Origin of the sequence: Tenacibaculum profundi (assembly GCF_052050075.1) — a bacterium.
Taxonomy (GTDB): Bacteria; Bacteroidota; Bacteroidia; order Flavobacteriales; family Flavobacteriaceae; genus Polaribacter.
In genome coordinates, this window is sequence record NZ_CP197225.1 from 222,917 (window position 1) to 244,163 (window position 21,247).

At 32.6% G+C, this 21,247-nt stretch carries 14 protein-coding genes, 2 tRNA genes, 3 rRNA genes and 1 pseudogene; 7 read left to right on the plus strand and 13 right to left on the minus strand.

Going from position 1 to position 21,247, the window contains the following annotated elements; all coding sequences use genetic code 11:
* Positions 1-90 precede the first annotated feature (90 nt).
* From ACSIGE_RS00750 to rrf, 5 genes are all read left to right on the plus strand, one after another.
* Positions 91-1,612: ribosomal RNA gene (locus ACSIGE_RS00750) — 16S ribosomal RNA — on the plus strand.
* A gap of 91 nt (positions 1,613-1,703) precedes the next feature.
* Positions 1,704-1,777: transfer RNA gene (locus tag ACSIGE_RS00755), tRNA-Ile, on the plus strand.
* A 106-nt stretch (positions 1,778-1,883) separates the two neighbouring features.
* A tRNA-Ala gene (locus ACSIGE_RS00760) sits at positions 1,884-1,957 on the plus strand.
* Between the two features lie 228 nt (positions 1,958-2,185).
* Positions 2,186-5,054: ribosomal RNA gene (locus ACSIGE_RS00765) — 23S ribosomal RNA — on the plus strand.
* A gap of 129 nt (positions 5,055-5,183) precedes the next feature.
* Positions 5,184-5,292, plus strand: a 5S ribosomal RNA gene (gene rrf, locus ACSIGE_RS00770).
* The 16S, 23S and 5S rRNA genes sit together here with 2 tRNA genes alongside, the layout of an rRNA operon.
* Before the next feature lie 186 nt (positions 5,293-5,478).
* On the opposite strand, the pseudogene ACSIGE_RS00775 reads toward rrf, so the two are convergent.
* Positions 5,479-5,718: pseudogene (locus ACSIGE_RS00775) on the minus strand (phosphoenolpyruvate carboxylase); the annotation flags it as partial.
* Positions 5,719-5,837: 119 nt separating this feature from the next.
* Here ACSIGE_RS00775 and ACSIGE_RS00780 point away from each other — a divergent pair.
* The gene (locus ACSIGE_RS00780; RefSeq protein ID WP_440880891.1) at positions 5,838-6,158 is read left to right on the plus strand and encodes an Hpt domain-containing protein; all 321 of its coding nucleotides are present in this window, start codon (positions 5,838-5,840) and stop codon (positions 6,156-6,158) included.
* 3 nt (positions 6,159-6,161) lie between these two features.
* Entirely contained in the window at positions 6,162-6,866 is a 705-nt protein-coding gene (locus tag ACSIGE_RS00785; RefSeq protein WP_440882168.1) for a LytR/AlgR family response regulator transcription factor, read from the plus strand.
* 38 nt (positions 6,867-6,904) lie between these two features.
* On the opposite strand, the gene ACSIGE_RS00790 is transcribed toward ACSIGE_RS00785, so the two are convergent.
* From ACSIGE_RS00790 to ACSIGE_RS00845, 12 genes are all read right to left on the minus strand, one after another.
* On the minus strand, positions 6,905-8,869 hold the full coding sequence (locus tag ACSIGE_RS00790; protein ID WP_440880892.1) for an LruC domain-containing protein: 1,965 nt from the start codon (positions 8,867-8,869) through the stop codon (positions 6,905-6,907).
* Positions 8,870-8,990: 121 nt separating this feature from the next.
* Positions 8,991-10,130 (minus strand): glycosyltransferase family 4 protein, encoded by a 1,140-nt coding sequence (locus ACSIGE_RS00795; protein WP_440880893.1) that lies wholly within the window; start codon positions 10,128-10,130, stop codon positions 8,991-8,993.
* 231 nt (positions 10,131-10,361) lie between these two features.
* A complete protein-coding gene (locus ACSIGE_RS00800) occupies positions 10,362-11,144 on the minus strand; it encodes a class I SAM-dependent methyltransferase (RefSeq protein WP_440880894.1) in 783 nt (260 codons plus the stop codon).
* Between the two features lie 146 nt (positions 11,145-11,290).
* Positions 11,291-12,484, minus strand: coding sequence for a glycosyltransferase family 2 protein (locus tag ACSIGE_RS00805; RefSeq protein ID WP_440880895.1), 1,194 nt, complete (start codon positions 12,482-12,484; stop codon positions 11,291-11,293).
* Between the two features lie 5 nt (positions 12,485-12,489).
* Complete coding sequence (locus ACSIGE_RS00810; RefSeq protein ID WP_440880896.1) at positions 12,490-13,110, minus strand: acyltransferase; 621 nt, start codon at positions 13,108-13,110, stop codon at positions 12,490-12,492.
* A complete protein-coding gene (locus ACSIGE_RS00815) occupies positions 13,100-14,311 on the minus strand; it encodes a glycosyltransferase (RefSeq protein WP_440880897.1) in 1,212 nt (403 codons plus the stop codon). The genes ACSIGE_RS00810 and ACSIGE_RS00815 overlap by 11 nt, the downstream gene beginning before the upstream one ends.
* Positions 14,312-14,351: 40 nt before the next feature.
* A complete protein-coding gene (locus ACSIGE_RS00820; protein ID WP_440880898.1) occupies positions 14,352-15,479 on the minus strand; it encodes a glycosyltransferase family 4 protein in 1,128 nt (375 codons plus the stop codon).
* 3 nt (positions 15,480-15,482) lie between these two features.
* Positions 15,483-16,247: a class I SAM-dependent methyltransferase gene (locus tag ACSIGE_RS00825; protein ID WP_440880899.1), complete on the minus strand. Its 765-nt coding sequence runs from the start codon at positions 16,245-16,247 to the stop codon at positions 15,483-15,485.
* 5 nt (positions 16,248-16,252) lie between these two features.
* Positions 16,253-17,449 (minus strand): glycosyltransferase, encoded by a 1,197-nt coding sequence (locus ACSIGE_RS00830; protein WP_440880900.1) that lies wholly within the window; start codon positions 17,447-17,449, stop codon positions 16,253-16,255.
* 10 nt (positions 17,450-17,459) lie between these two features.
* The gene (locus ACSIGE_RS00835) at positions 17,460-18,401 is read right to left on the minus strand and encodes a phosphoribosyltransferase family protein (protein WP_440880901.1); all 942 of its coding nucleotides are present in this window, start codon (positions 18,399-18,401) and stop codon (positions 17,460-17,462) included.
* Between the two features lie 13 nt (positions 18,402-18,414).
* Positions 18,415-19,878 carry an O-antigen ligase family protein gene (locus ACSIGE_RS00840; protein ID WP_440880902.1) on the minus strand — a complete coding sequence of 488 codons (1,464 nt, stop codon included), beginning with the start codon at positions 19,876-19,878 and terminating at the stop codon, positions 18,415-18,417.
* Between the two features lie 3 nt (positions 19,879-19,881).
* Complete coding sequence (locus ACSIGE_RS00845; RefSeq protein ID WP_440880903.1) at positions 19,882-21,243, minus strand: lipopolysaccharide biosynthesis protein; 1,362 nt, start codon at positions 21,241-21,243, stop codon at positions 19,882-19,884.
* Positions 21,244-21,247: the final 4 nt, after the last annotated feature.

The following is a 21,247-nucleotide window of genomic DNA, read 5'->3' on the forward strand; positions in this document are numbered from 1 at the left end:
TAATTAGAGTAGAATTACCACGGTAAGCTTTAGGGTTTACCACTTGAAAATTCTTTTGAAGACTTGACATTAAATAATATTAAAGATTATACAATGAAGAGTTTGATCCTGGCTCAGGATGAACGCTAGCGGCAGGCTTAACACATGCAAGTCGAGGGGTAACAGGAGTAGCTTGCTACTTGCTGACGACCGGCGCACGGGTGCGTAACGCGTATAGAATCTGCCTTGTACAGGAGGATAGCCTTTAGAAATGAAGATTAATACTCCATAATATATATGATTGGCATCGGTTGTATATTAAAGATTTATTGGTACAAGATGACTATGCGTCCTATTAGCTAGATGGTGAGGTAACGGCTTACCATGGCAACGATAGGTAGGGGGTCTGAGAGGATTATCCCCCACACTGGTACTGAGACACGGACCAGACTCCTACGGGAGGCAGCAGTGAGGAATATTGGTCAATGGGCGCAAGCCTGAACCAGCCATGCCGCGTGCAGGAAGACTGCCCTATGGGTTGTAAACTGCTTTTATACGGGAAGAAACAGTCGTACGTGTACGACCTTGACGGTACCGTAAGAATAAGCACCGGCTAACTCCGTGCCAGCAGCCGCGGTAATACGGAGGGTGCAAGCGTTATCCGGAATCATTGGGTTTAAAGGGTCCGCAGGCGGTCAATTAAGTCAGAGGTGAAATCCTACAGCTTAACTGTAGAACTGCCTTTGATACTGGTTGACTTGAGTTATACGGAAGTAGATAGAATGTGTAGTGTAGCGGTGAAATGCATAGATATTACACAGAATACCGATTGCGAAGGCAGTCTACTACGTATATACTGACGCTCATGGACGAAAGCGTGGGGAGCGAACAGGATTAGATACCCTGGTAGTCCACGCCGTAAACGATGGACACTAGTTGTTGGATTTAGATTCAGTGACTAAGCGAAAGTGATAAGTGTCCCACCTGGGGAGTACGATCGCAAGATTGAAACTCAAAGGAATTGACGGGGGCCCGCACAAGCGGTGGAGCATGTGGTTTAATTCGATGATACGCGAGGAACCTTACCAGGGCTTAAATGTGGAATGACAGGGCTAGAGATAGCTTTTTCTTCGGACATTTCACAAGGTGCTGCATGGTTGTCGTCAGCTCGTGCCGTGAGGTGTCAGGTTAAGTCCTATAACGAGCGCAACCCCTATCGTTAGTTGCTAGCAGGTAAAGCTGAGGACTCTAGCGAGACTGCCGGTGCAAACCGTGAGGAAGGTGGGGATGACGTCAAATCATCACGGCCCTTACGTCCTGGGCCACACACGTGCTACAATGGTATGGACAATGAGCAGCCACTATGCGAATAGGAGCGAATCTATAAACCATATCACAGTTCGGATCGGAGTCTGCAACTCGACTCCGTGAAGCTGGAATCGCTAGTAATCGGATATCAGCCATGATCCGGTGAATACGTTCCCGGGCCTTGTACACACCGCCCGTCAAGCCATGGAAGCTGGGGGTGCCTGAAGTCGGTTACCGCAAGGAGCTGCCTAGGGTAAAACTAGTAACTAGGGCTAAGTCGTAACAAGGTAGCCGTACCGGAAGGTGCGGCTGGAACACCTCCTTTCTAGAGAAGATGGTGTTAAGTTACAGAAGGAAGTGTAATTTTACTCTGCTGTTAATTTTAAAATAAAAAAGACTAAGATCAGATCTTAAATAGTCTTGTAGCTCAGCTGGTTAGAGCGCTACACTGATAATGTAGAGGTCGGCAGTTCGAGCCTGCCCAAGACTACTTTTTTTTGTTTGGTATTTAGTTAAAGGAAATTCTAGAAGCGGGTTATGTTGAGAATGTTTAACGACTCATAACTCAATAGTTAAGCCTCATACTAGAAGTACATGGGGGATTAGCTCAGCTGGCTAGAGCGCTTGCCTTGCACGCAAGAGGTCATCGGTTCGACTCCGATATTCTCCACTAGATAATACCTATAGATAATTATTATCACAAGGTATTATACCAGGTTGGTAACTGAAATATTTATCAGTTCTGACTCGGCACAAGTTCATTGACATATTGGTAAAATGATATCGTAAAGAATCAAGATAGAGCGTTAGATTTAAGTATCTAACGATATATTTTTATAAAAATATAATTAAGAATTATAAAGAGCTCGTTTCCGATTAATATCGGAAGCAAAAAGTACAATAAGCTAAATAAGGGCGTATGGAGGATGCCTAGGCTTTCAGAGGCGAAGAAGGACGCGATAAGCTGCGATAAGTTACGGGGAGTGGCACATACATTATGATCCGTAAATTTCCGAATGGGGCAACCCGGTATATTGAAGATATATCACACCGCAAGGTGAGCAAACCCGGAGAACTGAAACATCTAAGTACCCGGAGGAGAAGAAAACAAAAGTGATTCCGCTAGTAGTGGCGAGCGAACGCGGAATAGCCCAAACCAATATTGTTACGGCAGTATTGGGGTTGTAGGACTACAATATTCGAATTTAAGAGAACTAGAATAGTTTGGAAAGACTAACCAAAGAGAGTGATAGTCTCGTATAGGTAATCGAAGAAGAGATAGTAGTATCCTGAGTAGTGCGGGACACGTGTAATCCTGTATGAATCTGGCGGGACCATCCGCTAAGGCTAAATACTCCTGAAAGACCGATAGTGAACTAGTACCGTGAGGGAAAGGTGAAAAGAACCCTAAGTAAGGGAGTGAAATAGAACCTGAAACCGTACGCCTACAAGCGGTCGGAGCCATTCGTGGTGACGGCGTGCCTTTTGCATAATGAGCCTACGAGTTACTGTTACTAGCAAGGTTAAGAATTTAAGGTTCGGAGCCGAAGCGAAAGCGAGTCTGAATAGGGCGGTTAAGTTAGTAGTAGTAGACGCGAAACCGAGTGATCTACCCATGGGCAGGTTGAAGCTGTGGTAACACACAGTGGAGGACCGAACCAGTTGACGTTGAAAAGTCTTTGGATGACCTGTGGGTAGGGGTGAAAGGCCAATCAAACTCGGAAATAGCTCGTACTCCCCGAAATGCATTTAGGTGCAGCGTTGATTAAAAGTTTTATAGAGGTAGAGCTACTGATTGGATGCGGGGGCTTCACCGCCTACCAATTCCTGACAAACTCCGAATGCTATAAAATGTTTATCAGCAGTGAGGGCATGGGTGCTAAGGTCCATGTCCGAGAGGGAAAGAACCCAGACCATCAGCTAAGGTCCCCAAATATATGTTAAGTTGAAAAAACGAGGTGAAACTGCTTAGACAGCTAGGATGTTGGCTTGGAAGCAGCCATTCATTTAAAGAGTGCGTAACAGCTCACTAGTCGAGCGGTTTTGCATGGATAATAATCGGGCATAAACATATTACCGAAGCTATGGACTTTTAAAAGTGGTAGGGGAGCATTCTATATGTGTTGAAGGCGAACTGTAAGGTTTTCTGGAACGTATAGAAAAGAAAATGTAGGCATAAGTAACGATAATGCGGGTGAGAAACCCGCACACCGAAAGACTAAGGTTTCCTCAGCGATGCTAATCAGCTGAGGGTTAGTCGGGACCTAAGGCGAATCCGAAAGGAGTAGTCGATGGACAACAGGTTAATATTCCTGTACTTCTTATAAATGCGATGGGGTGACGGAGTAATGAACCCGCCGCGAGCTGACGGAATAGCTCGTTGAAACATGTAGGTATTAGGACTGTAGGCAAATCCGCAGACTTAGCTGAAGTGTGATAGTACCACAACTCTTCGGAAGCGTGGATAGTGCGGTTAAGAACTTCCAAGAAAAACCTCTAAGCTTCAGTTTATAAGAACCCGTACCGTAAACCGACACAGGTAGTTGGGATGAGAATTCTAAGGTGCTCGAGAGATTCATGGCTAAGGAACTAGGCAAAATAGACCTGTAACTTCGGGAGAAAGGTCGCCAGCAGTAATGCTGGCCGCAGTGAAAAGATCCAGGCGACTGTTTATCAAAAACACAGGGCTTTGCTAAATTGAAAGATGATGTATAAGGCCTGACACCTGCCCGGTGCTGGAAGGTTAAGTGGAGGGTTTAGCTTCGGCGAAGATCTCAAATGAAGCCCCAGTAAACGGCGGCCGTAACTATAACGGTCCTAAGGTAGCGAAATTCCTTGTCGGGTAAGTTCCGACCTGCACGAATGGTGCAACGATCTGGATACTGTCTCAGCCATGAGCTCGGTGAAATTGTAGTATCGGTGAAGATGCCGATTACCCGCAGCGGGACGAAAAGACCCCGTGAACCTTTACTATAGCTTCGTATTGACTTTGGATAAGTAATGTGTAGGATAGGTGGGAGACATTGAAGCGGCCTCGCTAGGGGTTGTGGAGTCAACCTTGAAATACCACCCTTTGCTTATCTAGAGCCTAACTCAGTGATGAGAACAGTGCGTGGTGGGTAGTTTGACTGGGGTGGTCGCCTCCAAAAGAGTAACGGAGGCTTCTAAAGGTTCCCTCAGCACGCTTGGTAACCGTGCGTAGAGTGCAATGGCATAAGGGAGCTTGACTGAGAGACATACAGGTCGATCAGGTACGAAAGTAGAGCATAGTGATCCGGTGGTTCCGAATGGAAGGGCCATCGCTCAAAGGATAAAAGGTACTCCGGGGATAACAGGCTGATCTCCCCCAAGAGCTCACATCGACGGGGGGGTTTGGCACCTCGATGTCGGCTCGTCACATCCTGGGGCTGGAGAAGGTCCCAAGGGTTGGGCTGTTCGCCCATTAAAGTGGCACGCGAGCTGGGTTCAGAACGTCGTGAGACAGTTCGGTCTCTATCTGCTGTGGGCGTTAGAAATTTGAGTGGATCTGACTTTAGTACGAGAGGACCGAGTTGGACGAACCTCTAGTGTATCAGTTGTCTCGCCAGGGGCACTGCTGAGTAGCTACGTTCGGAAGGGATAAGCGCTGAAAGCATATAAGCGCGAAACCCACCACAAGATGAGATTTCTTTAAAGGGTCGTGGGAGATGACCACGTTGATAGGCTATAGGTGTAAGTGCAGTAATGTATGTAGCCGAGTAGTACTAATAACCCATAGGCTTATGTACGTTCCTCCCGAACTTTTAGGAGTTCGGGAAGGATACTCTTTATGTTCAAATAGTTTTATAAATATTTGAATAAGCGATATGATTTTAGCAATATGTTAACTTATACAGTTGAAATATACTGAAACAATTTAAGGTGATTATAGCAATGGGGCTCACCTCTTACCATTCCGAACAGAGAAGTTAAGCCCATTAGCGCCGATGGTACTGCCACAGGTGGGAGAGTAGGTCGTTGCCTTTCTTTTAAAACTCCTCATTACATTTTGTAATGAGGAGTTTTTTTATACGTTACTTTTTACTTCACGAAATACAATAGCCTTATTATAGAACTTACCAATATTTACACACTGTCATGTAAAGAAAAATCTAATTATTAAAAAAGCCCAAGTTACCTTGGACTTCATGTAAAGATTTATCAATAGATATTTTATGCAGAATTTCTACTTGCATTGATATTTCCAAATAATGATCGTGTCACTATTTTTTCGAAAATTTCTTGTGTTTTTGAGTTTGAATTACCCTCTTCTTCGAGTTTTTGAATCTCTTTTAAAGAATACTGTTGAATTGTTAATAATGGTAGTACAATTTGTTCTCTAATCCCGATAGAAGCTTTACCTGATGGCTCATTCTCCATTAAGGTTGTATAACCTGTAAGTTTTAAAATTAAAGAGAATTTAATATTAAAAATAGTTTAAAATTTTAAGTAATTAATTCATTTATTAGTAAGCTGGATTCTTTGAATATTGTTTTTTTTAAGTTATATTTAATTAATAATAAGTATCGATAATGGGAAAATTGCCGGATTTATCAAAGTTTGATGAAATATGTAATGACGACACTGATTTTAAAAAGCAAATGATTTCAATTATAAAAAAAGAGTTTCCAATAGAATATAATCTTTTTGAAGATTCTTTTGAGTTAGGAAATTACAAAGCTACAGCTGAAGTTGTTCATAAACTGAAACATAAAATTAACCTTCTTAATTTAGAGGATGATTATTTAGTTGCTGTTAAATTTGAAAAAGATCTATTAAATGGGACTATCGAGTTATATGATAGTTTTATCGATATTTTGAGTAAAATCGAACAATTCCTTAAAAAAATATAGATGATTAATTCAATTATAATAGATGACGATGAACTAGCAAGAGTAATTATTGAAAATTATTGCTCAAAGCTAGATTATTTAAATATTCAGTCCACTTTTGATAATGCATTAGACGCAATTGATTTCATTAATAACAATAGTGTTGATTTAGTTTTCCTTGATATACATATGCCTGAATTGAGTGGATTTGATTTTATAGATAGTCTGAATAACCCACCTAATATCATTTTAACAACTTCTGATGAGAATTTTGCTTTAAATGCTTTCGAGTATAAGTGTATTATAGATTATTTAGTTAAACCAGTTAAATTACCTAGATTTATAAAAGCTGTAACTAAATTAGACACCAAAAAGAAAGAGTTAAGTAATGGAGAGGAAAAGATTGAAGAAGAAAAGAGTGAATTATATGTTAATATAGATAGAAGGTTGGTAAAAATTCTAATTCCAGATATTTATTTAATTGAGGCAAAAGGAGATTACATAAATATAAAAACAGAATATAAAAATCACATTGTTCATACAACAATGAAAAAAATAGAAGAGAAGTTACCTGAGGAGTTATTTTTAAAAATACATAGATCTTATATAATAAATTTGAAACAAATAATTGATATTGAGGATAATAGTGTGTTGATTAAAAAAGAGGTAATACCTGTTAGCCGTTCTAATAGACCTGAATTGATGAAAAGGTTAAATTTGTTGAATTAGCTTGTATAAGCTTATTCAAGCTATTTTATTAATAAGATTTAATCATCTTCAATATTTGAATTATTTCGATTACCAGGACTATCGGTATACCAATCTTCATTTTGTGTGCCACCAGATGTTGCCCATGTATTAAAATTGTTATATGCACTTGTTATAGGTACCGTTTCTTTGGGGACTTTAAAATCATGTATAATACTTATGGCCCATGGGTAACCTGTATTAGCTATAAAATTACCAGCACTTTGGTTACCTAAGGTACTAGATGTTTTATAGGGTAAATGAATTTCGTTATTTCTTACTTGATTCCCAATAATAAATGTATTAAAAGGTGCTGTTCCAAGTAAACTCGTATTAATTGGTTCTGTAAATTCAACAGTAACAGTTAAATCATCCGGCATCTTGTGCGCATTATCTGTTAATATAATAACAGCTTTATCTTGACCAGCTTCTGTACCATTAGAATTAAAACTCAAATAATTCTCAAATATTTTCGTATTCGTTACGCTTTCTATTTGTGATGACAATACATTATCAAATTGAAAACCAATGGCATTAATGGACCCCGATCTATGTGATTTTGCAGTACAAATAAAATCTAATTTAACAGCCAAGTTTTGACTATTAGTATAAAGAACAGCTCTGTAGTTTAAGGCAACATCATTGAAATCATAATCTCCTGCTGATGGCCATAAATCTTCGAAAACAACAGTTCCTAGTCCATATTTACTTGGGGTATATGTTTTGAATGAAATATCAGGGTCATTGGGGGCGCAATCGTCGTTATCTAGTGTTGTGTCACCATCGGTGTCACTATCAACATAATCGTTATCAACAACGGATAAAGTTGAAAGATCATTGATGGTTCGTCCCATATCGGTGCCATTATCTGCATTTATTCCATATTTATATTGCCAACCTCCTGTTATAATATCCATTATAATAAGATCAGAACTACTTCCGTTATCAGCTAACCATAATTCTTGATTGGAATCAAACGACATAGATGTTGGAGAAAAAGGAAGATTATCAGCACTAATTCGAGTACTTTGATATTTACCATTACCGTCTAAATCTAATTTATATAAACCTGAAAATGTACATATGTAAAGATCCCCATTCTCTGCAAAGTCTAAATCACCTCCGCTAGCACTGTCCAACCCTATTATATCCCAGCTATTTAATTGATTACCGTTGGAGGGATCAAAGGTGTACACTTTATCGTTTTTTGAAAAATATAGTAAGCCATCGTTTGAATTAAACCCAAGCCTAGGTCCACCAATTCCTAAATTTGCTATTGTTTCCCATGTATCATTACTTATTGTATATTTCATCAAGGGGAATGGACTTGATTTACCTATTGAATATAAAACATTGTTAGTTGGATCAATTGCACACGTAAAGCTTCCCATTGGCATGGAAGCAAGTAGCGTTTGATTACCGTTTAAAGGATCAACAGTAAATAGTTCGCCACTACCATTAACACAATAGAGATAATCGGTTGTTAGAGGTTTTAGTTTATTACTTTTATTAAAACTAGTTTTAGCTTCTTGATGTGTATAGTTAATTTTATTGTTTGTTATAGAAATAACTTTTGATGTAGAAATAAATCCTTTTTTTCTTCGAATGTAAAGTTTACTTAAATAATTAGGAACATTTATGGTTAATTTAGCCTTTCCGTTATTAGAGGTAGCGGTTCCCAATTGATTTCTAATTATATTATTTGAAAAAGTTTCTTCAGAAACCGTCTGTCCGGATTCGTTTTCGAAGGTTTCGACCCCATTTGATACAGGCTTGTCAAAATATTGAAAAATATCGTATTTTGCATTTTTGTCGTTATCATTTATGGTAACTTCAATATCTCTGTGTGTACTATAGTCAAAACCAGCAGGGATATCAATTAAAATATTGTGATTATCGGTATTTTCCTCTTTATTTAAATTTTTTATATCAGGAAAACAAGCCATCAATAAAAAAACAAATATTATTAAAAATTGGTTTCTCATAGTTCATGGTTTGTTTAAATTTAGTCAGTAATTAATTAGATTTTACTTAAAATCTTTGAAATATTTAAGATTTAAGATAATTAGTTAAAAAATGTAGATTATTGGATTTTCTAATAAATTATTAATATTTAAAATAAAGCTCTCGTATTTCTGTAGCCATTAACTCCCAAGAAAAAAATGGATACCTGTTCAAACCTTGTTTTATCAAATACTTTCTATATTCTGTCTCATTGTATATTTTATCCATTCCTTCTGAAATATTTTCAGCATCATTTGGGTTTATCAAATGAGCAGCTGTACCTGATATTTCAGGCATGGAAGAACAATTTGAAGTTATAACGGGTGTGCCGCATGACATGGCTTCTAAAATGGGAATACCAAATCCTTCTCTCATGGATGTATAAAGAAATAGGGTACTCAATTTATAAAGAATTCTTATTTCTGAATTGGAAACGTAGTCTATTAATATTATACTATTCCATAATTTTTCACATTTAATAGCTTTTAATAGACGCTTAATTTCTGATTTTTTATGATGAAGAATAACAATTTTTACTTCGTTATCGTTTCGTTTTTTAAAAGCATGAAAACCGCGTAATGTGTTTTTTATATTTTTTCTTGGATCTTTACCGCTAATAAAGAAAAAGTAATTATTTGAAAGGCTAAATTTAGCGATTACCTTCTTAATTTTAACGGAAGAGTCTTTTTTTTGAAAGCTTTTATTTACACCATTGTATATTACTTTTATTTTTTCTTGTTTTAGCATAGGGAAGAATAGTTGAATCTGTTTTTTTTCAAATTCAGACACTGTAATTATTTTATGGCTTTTTTTTACACTAAACGGTGTAATTATTTTTCTATAGATATTTCCAAATTTGTTGTAATACCTGCTACTTTCCAATAATATTTTTAAATAACTTTTTTCAAGAAATATTACGTCATGTAATGTTAATAAAATAGGAATATTACATTTTAAGGGAGCAGTACCACTTGTACAATGTAAAATATCACATTTATATTTTAATACAGCTTTTGGAAGGTATAATTGCTCCCATATAGGGTAGCTTACTTTTGGCAATGTTATTATTTTAAAGTTTGATTTCTCTGTAATTACATTATTGTCTGGTCCAGATTTAACAAAAATATAATATTGATTAGTATGATCAATTTTTTGAAGATAATTTATTAAAGCAATGCTTACTCTGTCAATACCAAATTTTCTTTTTCTGAAAATTCTTTGAGCTTCTATTCCAATCACCATAATATGAACAATTATTGAATTATGTTATACTATTAACAATTTAAAATTTTGTAATTTCAAAGAAAAACAATTTTATAGTTTTTGTATGGGTAAATTTATAAAGTAATGAATTATCAGGTAGAGCATTTAAATTTTGCATTAACGTTGTCTAAGCTACAAACAAGTTTGGAATATTCATTTGGATTTAAATCTTATAGATTATGAAATATAAAAAAAGGGAAAATATATCTTTTATTTTATAGCAATAAATATATCTTCATCAATGTTAACACCATATTTTATGTATTTATTTGAGATGTTTATACGTTTCACTTTTAGTCCAACTGATTCTAGTTTATTAACATAATCTTGACCATAGATTCTTACATGATCGAATTGACCAAATGCATTTTCTCTTTCCTTAGGCGTTTTAATAGATGAATCCTCAAATGTTTCGTATGTGTTTTTAGCAATAGGTACTTGTAACAAAGCTTTTCCGGATGATTTTAGAACTCTATAAATTTCTTTCATTGCTTTAATGTCATCGGGAATGTGTTCTAGAATATGATTACATATGATAAGATCAAAATAATCATTTTCAAAAGGAATGTTTAATAGGTTTATATTTTGAACATAATTTGGATAATGGTAACCTTTCGTGTGTAAATCTCCGCACACGTATTCTTTAAAATTACAAGTTTTTAATAGTGATGATATATTTTTTTCTGGAGCAAAATGTATAATTCTATAATGTTTTTTATTTAATATATTTTCTTCATACTTTAAATATGTATAAATTAATCGTTCTCTATCGTTTGAATCACAATTATAGCATCTCGCTTTTCTTCTTCCTGAACCCACAACTTCTTTTTCTTTTAATATGGGGATATCAAACCCTATAAAATCAAAATCTTTTGATTCAAAATTACAAACAGGACATTTGAATTTCTTACCAGCATAAATATTAGTTTCAATTTTTCTTAAAATGGGTTTAATAATACTTTTTATTTGTCTTGGAATAATTCTTTTGAACATTTTAAATATTTTATTAAAAAAAGGTAGTTAAAGTAGGTTTTGATACGACAGATTTTCGTTAAATAGTTTATAGATTAAGTTGAGCTGAAATTATGGTAGAATTGTTAAATTTATATACTTAGATAAGATTATTTTAAACATCAATATTAAATAATATTTTGATCTCGATTTACTTTTTTCCATATGGCGTATTTTTTATTTTGCAAGTAATTAATAAATCCGAATAATGCGGATACGTTCATAATGAAAAAGTAATAAGGGATAAATATGAATCGAATTTTAATTTTTACAGCCTTTAAGAAGAATCCAATTAATATGGCTATGTAAAATAATATTTGTAGTACATAAAAAGTGTAAAAAAATGATTTGTAAGAGTTTTCATGATTAATTATAATAATATTTATAGGTATTATGGCAAATAAACAAAGTGGAGTAATTGTCCATCTAAGAACCCTGTGTGAAATATATTGGAACGAAAGTGTTTTATATTTAAAAATATTTAAAAGTGATTTTAGTCTGACAATAGCCTGAATGCCTCCAGCGCAAATACGAACTTTTCTTGCGAATTCATCTTTTATAGTGGCAGAGGCATTTTCAAGAGCATAGGCTTTTGTTGTGTATGCAATTTTGTAACCTTTTAAAGCAATTCTTAATGAAATAACAAAGTCGTCTAAAATAGTATCATCTTCAATTTGATCAAATAGTTGAGTTCGTATTGCAAATAGTTCTCCAGCCGCTCCAACAACCGAGAATAATTTGTTGTCCAATTTTTTTAAGAAGGATTCATATTTCCAATAAAAGCCTTCACCGGATCCAGATGCTTTATCCTTAGTTCTTACTTTAATTCTTTTTTCACCAGACACACATCCAACTTGTTTGTTTTTAAATTCATTTATTATTTCAACGATTGAGTTTCTATTTAATATTGCATTGGCATCTGTAAATATGGTTATTTCTGTTTTTACAAACGGCATGACTCTATTTATAGCATTTGTCTTTCCCCTACGTTCTTTCTTATAAAAAACACTGATACCATCAAATTGTTTTAAGGTAGTTGCACTTTCATCGTCAGAGCCATCAATAACCCAATAAACACTTAGCTTATCTTTTGGATAATTTAGATTCATAGTATTATCCATTTTTTCGTCTATAATATCACATTCATTGTAAGCAGGAATTATAAGGGTAACTTCTGGTTGGTAAAAATTAGTGTCAATCCTATTTTTAGATATGTATAATTGTTTAATTTTTACTAAAATAAACAAGATGATACCATAACCTACATAGGTATATAATATTATAATTAAACAGATAAAAAATAAATATTCAATTTTATTCATTTTTTCTAAACTTTTTCCCAGGAATTACTTTCCAAATTATATTGTTTTATAATTTTTGCTGGGGTACCAGCGGCTATTGAAAAAGGAGGAATATTTTTAGTAACTACACTTCCTGCTGCAATTACAGAATTTTTACCAATGGTTACTCCCGCAACAATTACTGAGTTAGCACCTATCCAAACATTATCTTCTATAACTATTAAATTTTTAGTTACTCCCTGTTCAAGAATAGGTTTAGTGACATCTTCATAATTATGGTTAAGCCCAGCAATGACTACATTTTGTCCCAACCCTACATAATTTCCAATAATCGTTGGTCCTATAATTGTGTTAGATAAACCTATTCGTGTCCTATTCCCAATAATAACATCGCCAACTCCATTATTAACAGCAGTAAAATCTTCAATATTGGTTTCATACCCAATGTTAAATTTATTCCAAGGGACAACATCTAATCTAGTATTTTTTCTAATACATGATTTTTTTCCTTTTTTATGAATAAAAGGATTGACGAACCATTTAACCCAAACTCTAGGTCTAGCTTGATTTTTTACTAAAATGAGACTGTGAATTCGAGATTTTAATTTAGGGTTGTTTTTAATTTTATCTTTAATTCTATGAATCATAAATTTTGTTTTTTTTATTAATAAATAGCTCAGATAATATCCTTTCGAATTTTTGAGCTCTATTTTTCCATGAATTATTTTTAGCGAATTCAATTCTCCTATTAATGAGATCTTCTGAATCATTTGTTATTTCGCTATATAAATTAGCAGCAAATTCATTTTTGTTTTTTGAGATACTTATAACGGGTTCAAATTCTTGCAATGGTGCAAAATTTGTCATAATAACGGGTAATCCAACAGCAAGATATTCGTTTATTTTAAGAGGGTATATCCCTTTATTAATTTCTAAGTTATTATAAGGAATTATTCCTGCATCGTACGTTGCTAGTATTTTTGGTACATCGTGAGGACTTATAGCAGGAAGAAATTCTACATTATCAAATTGTTTTAGTTTTTTGACTACTTCATTTCTTAAGATAGATCCTGTAAATTCAAATATTATTTCTGGATATAAATTAATAATGTACTCCATCAATTCAATATCGAAACGGTAGTCAATACTTCCTATATAACCAACTTTTTTTAGGCCTTTTTTTGAATTTGAGAAATTTTTCTTTGCTTTTGAAAAAAGATTAAAGTTCACTCCATTTCTAACAACAAATGTATTTTTGTTAAGTTTAATTTTTTGATTTTGTAGGAAAGTAGAAGAGCATATTATTCCATCGACACCCTCACAATAAACTTTTTCAAGTTCTATAGTCATCCAGTGATTTCTTAAGTTATCCATACCGTCATAGCAATAGTATACATCTAAAGTTTGACCTATTTTACCTAGTACAGGTAGTCCGTATACTGGATTGTATGCTGAAATTATAATGGTATCTGATAATTGATGCTTTTTTATTAATTTTTGTAATTGACGTTTATAAATACTCGTATTGATTTTGTTTAATATTTTAAACAACCTTTTCGTCTTAACAAAATTAATAGGTAACATTGGTGGCATTATTACATGTTTTACGATGCTTTTATAACTTGTAGAAATATGGCTAATTCTCTTTTTTAAACCTAACATTCTTTTAACAGGAGCTTTTCTTTTACCTAAAATAGAGTTAATAATATCCTTATATGTACGAGGGTATTCAATAAAAAATATATTATTATCTCTTGCTAAAATTGATAAAATTTGAACAGTTGATTTGGTGTATTCACCTTGCCAAGTTGTAAATGAAATGCATATGATATTTTTGTTTTTTGTCATAATTGGAGTTTTAGGTGATTACTTTATAGGTACTGTTTTTTTACGATACTTTATATAAAATCTTAGCGTATGTTATATTAAGTTTACGTATCATTTTTTGAATTGAGTATTTGGTTTTGATTGTATTTTTAGCGTTTATAGCCAGCTTATCTCTCAAATTCTTGTTGAGATGTAAATTCAAAATCTGTTCTGATAATTGACGATGATTTTTAGGCTCTATTAAAATACCGTTATAATTATGTATTATGACTTCTTTATTGCCGTCTACAGAGGTAGCAATACATGGTTTTTCCATACTCATAGCTTCCAATAATCCAATAGGAAGTCCTTCCCATAATGAAGGCAAACAATAGATATCAGAGTTGTTTAGTAATGAAGCAATATCATGACGAAATCCAAGAAAAATAACAAAATCTGTCAAATTTAATTCCTTTACAAATTGCTCACATGTGTTACGCATTTCACCATCACCAACAATTATAAGGATAATGTTATTGGTAGCTTCAACGATGTTTTGCATTGATTTAATCATTGTTAAAGGGTCTTTTTGTTTTGTCAATCTCGATAGATATATCACAATACTCTTTGTTGTATCAATTTGTAATGATAGCTTTAGATTTCTATATTCCTTGTTAGGATTAAATTTGTTTAAATCAATTCCATTTTCGATAACTACAGAGTTTTCTAATTGAAAATTTTTTTCACCTTCTTGTTGATTGGACTTGGAAACACAAATAGTAAGGCTAGCCTGCTTTGTTAAAAAACTTTCTATTATTGATTTAATTTTATAAATCCAAGGTTTATCTGTTTTATGGAAAGACCATCCATGAACTGTATATATAATTGGAATTTTTAAAGCTTTAGAAGCCCAAAAAGAGTTAGACATTGCTCTGCTTCCGTGAGCATGAATTAACTCTATGTTTAGTTTCTTTGCAAGTTTTTTGACTTTTTTCCAAATTCGAATATCAAAGGGTTTTAATGTTTCGATGACATAGCAGTCTACATTGATCTTTTTCAGTTCATCAATCATTTCACCAAAGGTAAAACTTAAGACAAATAAATTAAATTGGTTTTTATCATAGTTCTCCACTATTTGTAGTACATGGGTTTCTCCGCCACCAATTTTTCCTTGTCGTATTGTTATCAGTATATTTTTTTTTGTATTCATAAATTATCTTAAATGTTTCCATGATGTCATAAATCCACTAGCAAATGAACGAGGTAACCTGTCAGCCAACCAGCAATCAAATTTTTGAAGTGTTATGCATCTTTTGTAAATTACTGATAATGGAAACACACCTTCTATAAAGTTGGTAACCTTAAATTTTTGATTTATTAAAAGTTCAGAAGTAACTAACCTATTTAAACTTTTTTGTGTAAAAAACTGTATGTGAGATAGATCGTCAGCATCTGATTGAATAGTAGTACCTTTAAATCCCATAATTGATTTAATACGACCTAGTAACTTTTTACTAATAATATTGTTATTTAATATATATTGAACGGGTTTTGTTATCAGCAGTTCTCTTGGACCAAAACCATTGGGCACGGTAATTATTATTATTCCTTGTGAGGATAATAGTTTTTTTAAAGCGTTGACTACTTTTTTCGGTTGTTCAAGGTGCTCAAGTACCTCGCTACAGATAATTATATCAAATTTTGAAGTGTATTTAATGTTTTCAACAGCTATATTTTCAAAACTTACATTTTTTAGTAAATTATTTTTTTTAGCTTTTTTAATTGATTTTTCGGAAATATCGATACCCAAAACTTCATGACCTAATGCTCCACAATGCTGAGAAATATTGCCATTTCCACAACCGACATCCAATATTTTTAAAGAAGACACATTCAATAACTTAATGTTTTCTTCAATAAATTTTAGCCTTTTTATATCTTCTACTCTAGTGTATTTACTATAATTGATAAATGCCATAATATTTAATTAAATTTTGAGGAATGTGGTGTGTGAATAAACTTTTTATATGCTTTTTTTAAGGATAGCATTGATACAATCATTGTTATAAATGTTACAGGTAAAAATACGATAGCATGCAAGTATTTTTTTTTGAAAAAACTTTTAGGCGTTGAAATAATTATAGCTGCGGAGCATGTAATAAATATTAATATCCATACGCTAGAAATCCAAAATTGATTTCCAAATGAATAGAGTAGTAAGTATATAACTGAAAATAAAAAAGAGGTTCCAAGTAGTATTATACGTGGAGGAGCTAACATTTGATATATTTTATCGGCAAACGTAATGTTCCCCTTATAAAATAATTGGTAAAATACCTCTGGAGCATATTTCTTGAAGAAAGTAACTTTAGATGAAAGCCACCTTCTTCTTTGGTTTTTAAAATCAGGAGTTAATTGGGTTTTTTCATCATATAAAATGGCATTTTCTAAATATTCAATAGTTATTTTTTGTTTTATGAGAATAAATTCTAATTCTTTATCAAATCCTGAAATAGCATTTATTTGTTTTAAAGTTTTTTTTAAAAGTTGATAATTAAACGCCATTCCTGATCCAATTAAAGCGGAAGATAAACCCAAAGAACGATGTCCTTGTCTAAATATATTATTATTTACTTCTTCACTAATAGCATCAAGGATTGCTAAAGGTGTATTTAAATTTTTTGCTTTACGATGTCCTTGGATAACGTTTATGTTATTGATGTATGAATTGTTTATTTTTTCTAAAAAACAAGGCTCCATTATATTATCTGCATCTAGTATTAATGCAATATCATAATCACTACTTACCATTTTAAGAGCTTTTTTGAGAGCCTTTACTTTAGTACTATTCTTAAATGAAACATTTACAATTCTTACAGGGATAGCTTGTAATTGTTCTAGAGTTGACTCCTGAAAAGAGTCTGCTATAATAATAACATCAAATTTATCTAGAGGATATCGTTGTAAAATTGCTGATTTTGCAGTGTTTAAAATAACTGCGTCTTCTTTATAACATGGTATGAAAACTGCAATTTTATTAATTTTTGAATTTTTCTGATATGTATTTTTTTTTCTTAAAATACTAGAAATAGCGAAAATTAGTATGTAAATACTAGACATTCCGAAATAGATCAAAATAAAATATTGAAAATAAGTGAAAATTAATTGTGATAAACTCATAACATAAAGCTTAATTTTGGTATAATAACTTAAACCTGCCTTTTAGTTTTAAGGCTAATCTTCTCAAAAGTGGGAGGTATTTTCCTCTTTTAATATTAAATACTACTGATTGTGACTCGTAAATCATTTTAAAATTTTCTGTACAAAAAACTGGCTTTTTACAAAGCATATTAATTTTTCTTGCTTGTTTAAAGTTACTTTCAATAAATAAATTGTATTTACTTGATTTGTATATGCTTGATTTAAATTCAGCATGGTTGTTTGCTTTTTGCCGAGCTTCTTTTGTGGGAAGATTTAACATTTTTAAATCTTTATATTTAATTTGATGCTTTGCAAGCCATTTTTGGGTAGGTACTCTATATTTTTCTAGTCGAGATGTAACAATACAGCCAATGGTTTGTCCAGGAAGATATAGGGGAGGGGTATTTTTAACGAATTCAATATATTCTTTCCCATCATCATTTTGAGATGACGTTGGATCAGGACATAAAACACCATCAATATCAAAACAAGTTTTTTCTAAATCAGGATGATTAAAAATATTCCATTGAAAGTATCTTGGCATTGGAACAATTTCAAAAAAGTAATCAACACTGTTCTTCTGTTTAAGCGAGGCATAAATAACACAATATTTTAACGTATATTCTTTTTCTAAATTCTTTAATTTTTCTTTACATTTTCTTAACGCTTTTCCAGATCCAATACTATCATCAACAACTAGAATATTTTCAATGTTTTTCTTTTTATAATTGATTCTTTCGCCTGTACCATAGAGAGATCCTTTTACGAATGTATCTATGTCAACATATGGAAGATTTAAATATAGTGCTAGTAAATTTGCTGGTAACATACCACTTCTAGGTATTCCTACTATTAAATCAATATTCCTTGGTATCAGGTGTAATTTTTTTATAATTATATTATTAATATCGTTAAAATCGCGATAGTTCATTTTCTATATTTTATTATTTATGTAAATATTCCTTTTCTATTTTTAAAGCATTTACTATAAAAGCAATACTTATATACATTATTATAGCTGTAGGCATCTGACTAAAAACACCATTACCATAAGAGGCAACAAGTATTCCAGCCATGCCACAAGTGATAGCCATAATTTTGGATCTAAAATTTGAGTTTTTTAGTTTGAACATTACATTATACATGCCTACAAATAAAATAGATAGAATCATTATTGAATAATATACTAAACCAACAATACCTGTGTCTGCCCAAATGGTGACATACCAGCTATCAGTTGCTGTATTTGCTAAAAATGTGTTAGGGGTAAATCTTTTACCCCAATTCCCGGTAGCACCAACCCCACCACCGAAAGGGCGCGAAGCTAAATAACCTACTAATTTTCGTTGATTACTTAAACGAACCTGAAGAGAAGGATCATTACCATCAAAGGCTGTTCTCATTCGTCGTATTTGATAGTTACCCTGTCCTATAAAGGTATGTGCGAAAAAAATATATGAAGCTAGGGCTATAATAGATCCAATGATCAATGTAGTTTTATTTTTATGAAGTACCATCAGTAATAGCCCCCCCATACCAGGAACTGAAATAGCCCCACGTGTACCTGAAATAAACATCCCATATAAACCTAAAAGAGCAACGATTGCATAAAAGTATTTTTTTAACTTATTTCCTTTAACATACATTGTTAATATGCCGAATACTACGAAACTTAGTGCTTGTGATGCACCAAATTGTCCAGCATCTGAATAAAATGAAAAAATTCTTAGCTGACCAAATAGAATATGTGTTTGAGCTCCGCCACCGTCTAACCATCTTTGTTCAAAAGGATCAACACCAATATATAGTTGCATAAGTCCTTTTAAGCTACCTAAGATTGATAACGTTCCCCATAATAGAAAAAATCTATCTAAATCTTTAGGTGTATTGAATAACATGAATATTAATGGAATAGAGAGCCATTGATACAATGCAAGTCCTCTCATAGAATAAAACCAAGCTAGCCTGCTTATCGCTTCTGGGTTTAAAAGCTGTATAAATATATAAAACATCCAAAAGCTGATAAGTATGGTAACGAATGATCGGCTTTTTTTCCATATTGATCGTTCATAATAGTTTTTAAAAAACATAGCAACGTATGTTAGTACCAATATAAAATCAATACTTAATCCCCAAGGAGCAGGTATATACCTCGCCAATCCGGTAACAAAAAAGCTAGCTATCAAGGAAATAATTATACCTAATTTCGGGTTCTTAAATAGGTAAACGAGTAAAAAAGTAATAGCTATTGATGCGGCAAATAAGGATATACCAAAAACCTTTAATTTGTAAATTAGAAAAACTAATACTAAGATCAATATAGTGTTTAAGGCTAAAAAATTATAGCTTGATAGTTTTGGTGATTTTAGGAACTCAATATTTTTATTTTTAATATTTTCTATATCCATATGTTATTTTTTTATTATTAAACATGTATGCTTTGAAATATTTAAATAAAACTTAAGTCCATAAAATAAAATATCTTTTATTGAGATCTGTAATTCTTTGTTTAAGCAGTAAACCCCAATATAAGATCCTAAAAGGGTAAAAAGTATTGATGTAATGGCTACTAGTTCGAGTGACTTAAAAATAAATACGGCAATGATATCTCCTAGTAAGTTTGTAATTAACATAATCAATACTTTGATAGAGTTTATTTGAGGCTTGTTCAAACTATCCAATGTTATTCCCGTCATTTTATCTAATGGTAGAATTAAGCAGTAAATGGTTAAAATTTGTGTGATTATGAGAATATTTAAATGTTCAGAACCATTATTTATATAGGAGTGTCCTGAAATAAGTATGATTAATTCTCTATCGAATATTAATATGAATATAGCGATAAAAACGAAAAAAATAGAGATAGCACCTGTGTAAGTATTAAAAATGTATCTCACTTTTTTTAGGTTTCCTTGAGTATATGCTTTTGAAATTTTAGGAAATGCAGTTGACGCAAAACTTCTCAATGGTATTTGCATGATTTCAGTTAATTTTAGAGGAATACTATAAATGGCTATCGCATTTGACCCTAATGCTCCTAGTCCAATTATAAATATATCTGCATTTCTTAATAGGTTGGAACTAAGTAAAGTGAATACACTAAATTTACCGAAATTAAGGATTCTGTTAACCTCTTTATTACTTGAATTTTTATAGGAAATTAAATAATCCCATTTGAGTACAATGCATAATCCAGATAAGAAAATTTGGATATACAAATAATATAAAATTAGCTCATTTAACGTAATACCCCAATACAGTGTACCTATTAATATTACCAAAAAGAATAGAAAGTTATTGAGTATACGAATGAATAAAATTTTATTGAATTTTATATCGGCTTGAAAAATTGTTAAGGCGTTATTGAAGGGTATACTTGCAATTAAAATATACGGATACCAATTGAAGAATAACACAAAAGATGAGTTTTTGATGTGGTCATATAAAAATGACTTTATTAGAAAAATAAAAAATGCTAATGCAAAAGAGGTTAGTAAATTAATTTTTACGAATGATCCAATAATTTTCTCACGTTTTTTTTGTTTGGTTCCTGGTAAAAAGCATATGGTAGCATTACTTGTAATTCCGAACCTTAGCATTTCAATTAAACTAGCACCTGTTACAAAAATGATATAATTAGAAAAATCTTCCGTATTTAATTTTTTGGCCAATAAACTAAAACTTACTATGCCAATTAAAGCAGTTATTATATTGCTTAATAGACTTTGAAAGTTGTCCTTTTTTAAAAGTTCTATTATTCTGGCTCGAATCATAAAT

Coding starts and splice junctions, on each gene's coding strand:
- ACSIGE_RS00795 (WP_440880893.1), bottom strand. CDS start 10,130: ATGGTGATTGGAATAGAAGCTCAAAGAATTTTCAGAAAAAGAAAATTT.
- ACSIGE_RS00810 (WP_440880896.1), bottom strand. CDS start 13,110: ATGATTCATAGAATTAAAGATAAAATTAAAAACAACCCTAAATTAAAA.
- ACSIGE_RS00825 (WP_440880899.1), bottom strand. CDS start 16,247: ATGGCATTTATCAATTATAGTAAATACACTAGAGTAGAAGATATAAAA.
- ACSIGE_RS00780 (WP_440880891.1), top strand. CDS start 5,838: ATGGGAAAATTGCCGGATTTATCAAAGTTTGATGAAATATGTAATGAC.
- ACSIGE_RS00830 (WP_440880900.1), bottom strand. CDS start 17,449: ATGAGTTTATCACAATTAATTTTCACTTATTTTCAATATTTTATTTTG.
- ACSIGE_RS00800 (WP_440880894.1), bottom strand. CDS start 11,144: ATGTTCAAAAGAATTATTCCAAGACAAATAAAAAGTATTATTAAACCC.
- ACSIGE_RS00840 (WP_440880902.1), bottom strand. CDS start 19,878: ATGGATATAGAAAATATTAAAAATAAAAATATTGAGTTCCTAAAATCA.
- ACSIGE_RS00820 (WP_440880898.1), bottom strand. CDS start 15,479: ATGAATACAAAAAAAAATATACTGATAACAATACGACAAGGAAAAATT.
- ACSIGE_RS00835 (WP_440880901.1), bottom strand. CDS start 18,401: ATGAACTATCGCGATTTTAACGATATTAATAATATAATTATAAAAAAA.
- ACSIGE_RS00790 (WP_440880892.1), bottom strand. CDS start 8,869: ATGAGAAACCAATTTTTAATAATATTTGTTTTTTTATTGATGGCTTGT.
- ACSIGE_RS00805 (WP_440880895.1), bottom strand. CDS start 12,484: ATGAATAAAATTGAATATTTATTTTTTATCTGTTTAATTATAATATTA.
- ACSIGE_RS00815 (WP_440880897.1), bottom strand. CDS start 14,311: ATGACAAAAAACAAAAATATCATATGCATTTCATTTACAACTTGGCAA.
- ACSIGE_RS00845 (WP_440880903.1), bottom strand. CDS start 21,243: ATGATTCGAGCCAGAATAATAGAACTTTTAAAAAAGGACAACTTTCAA.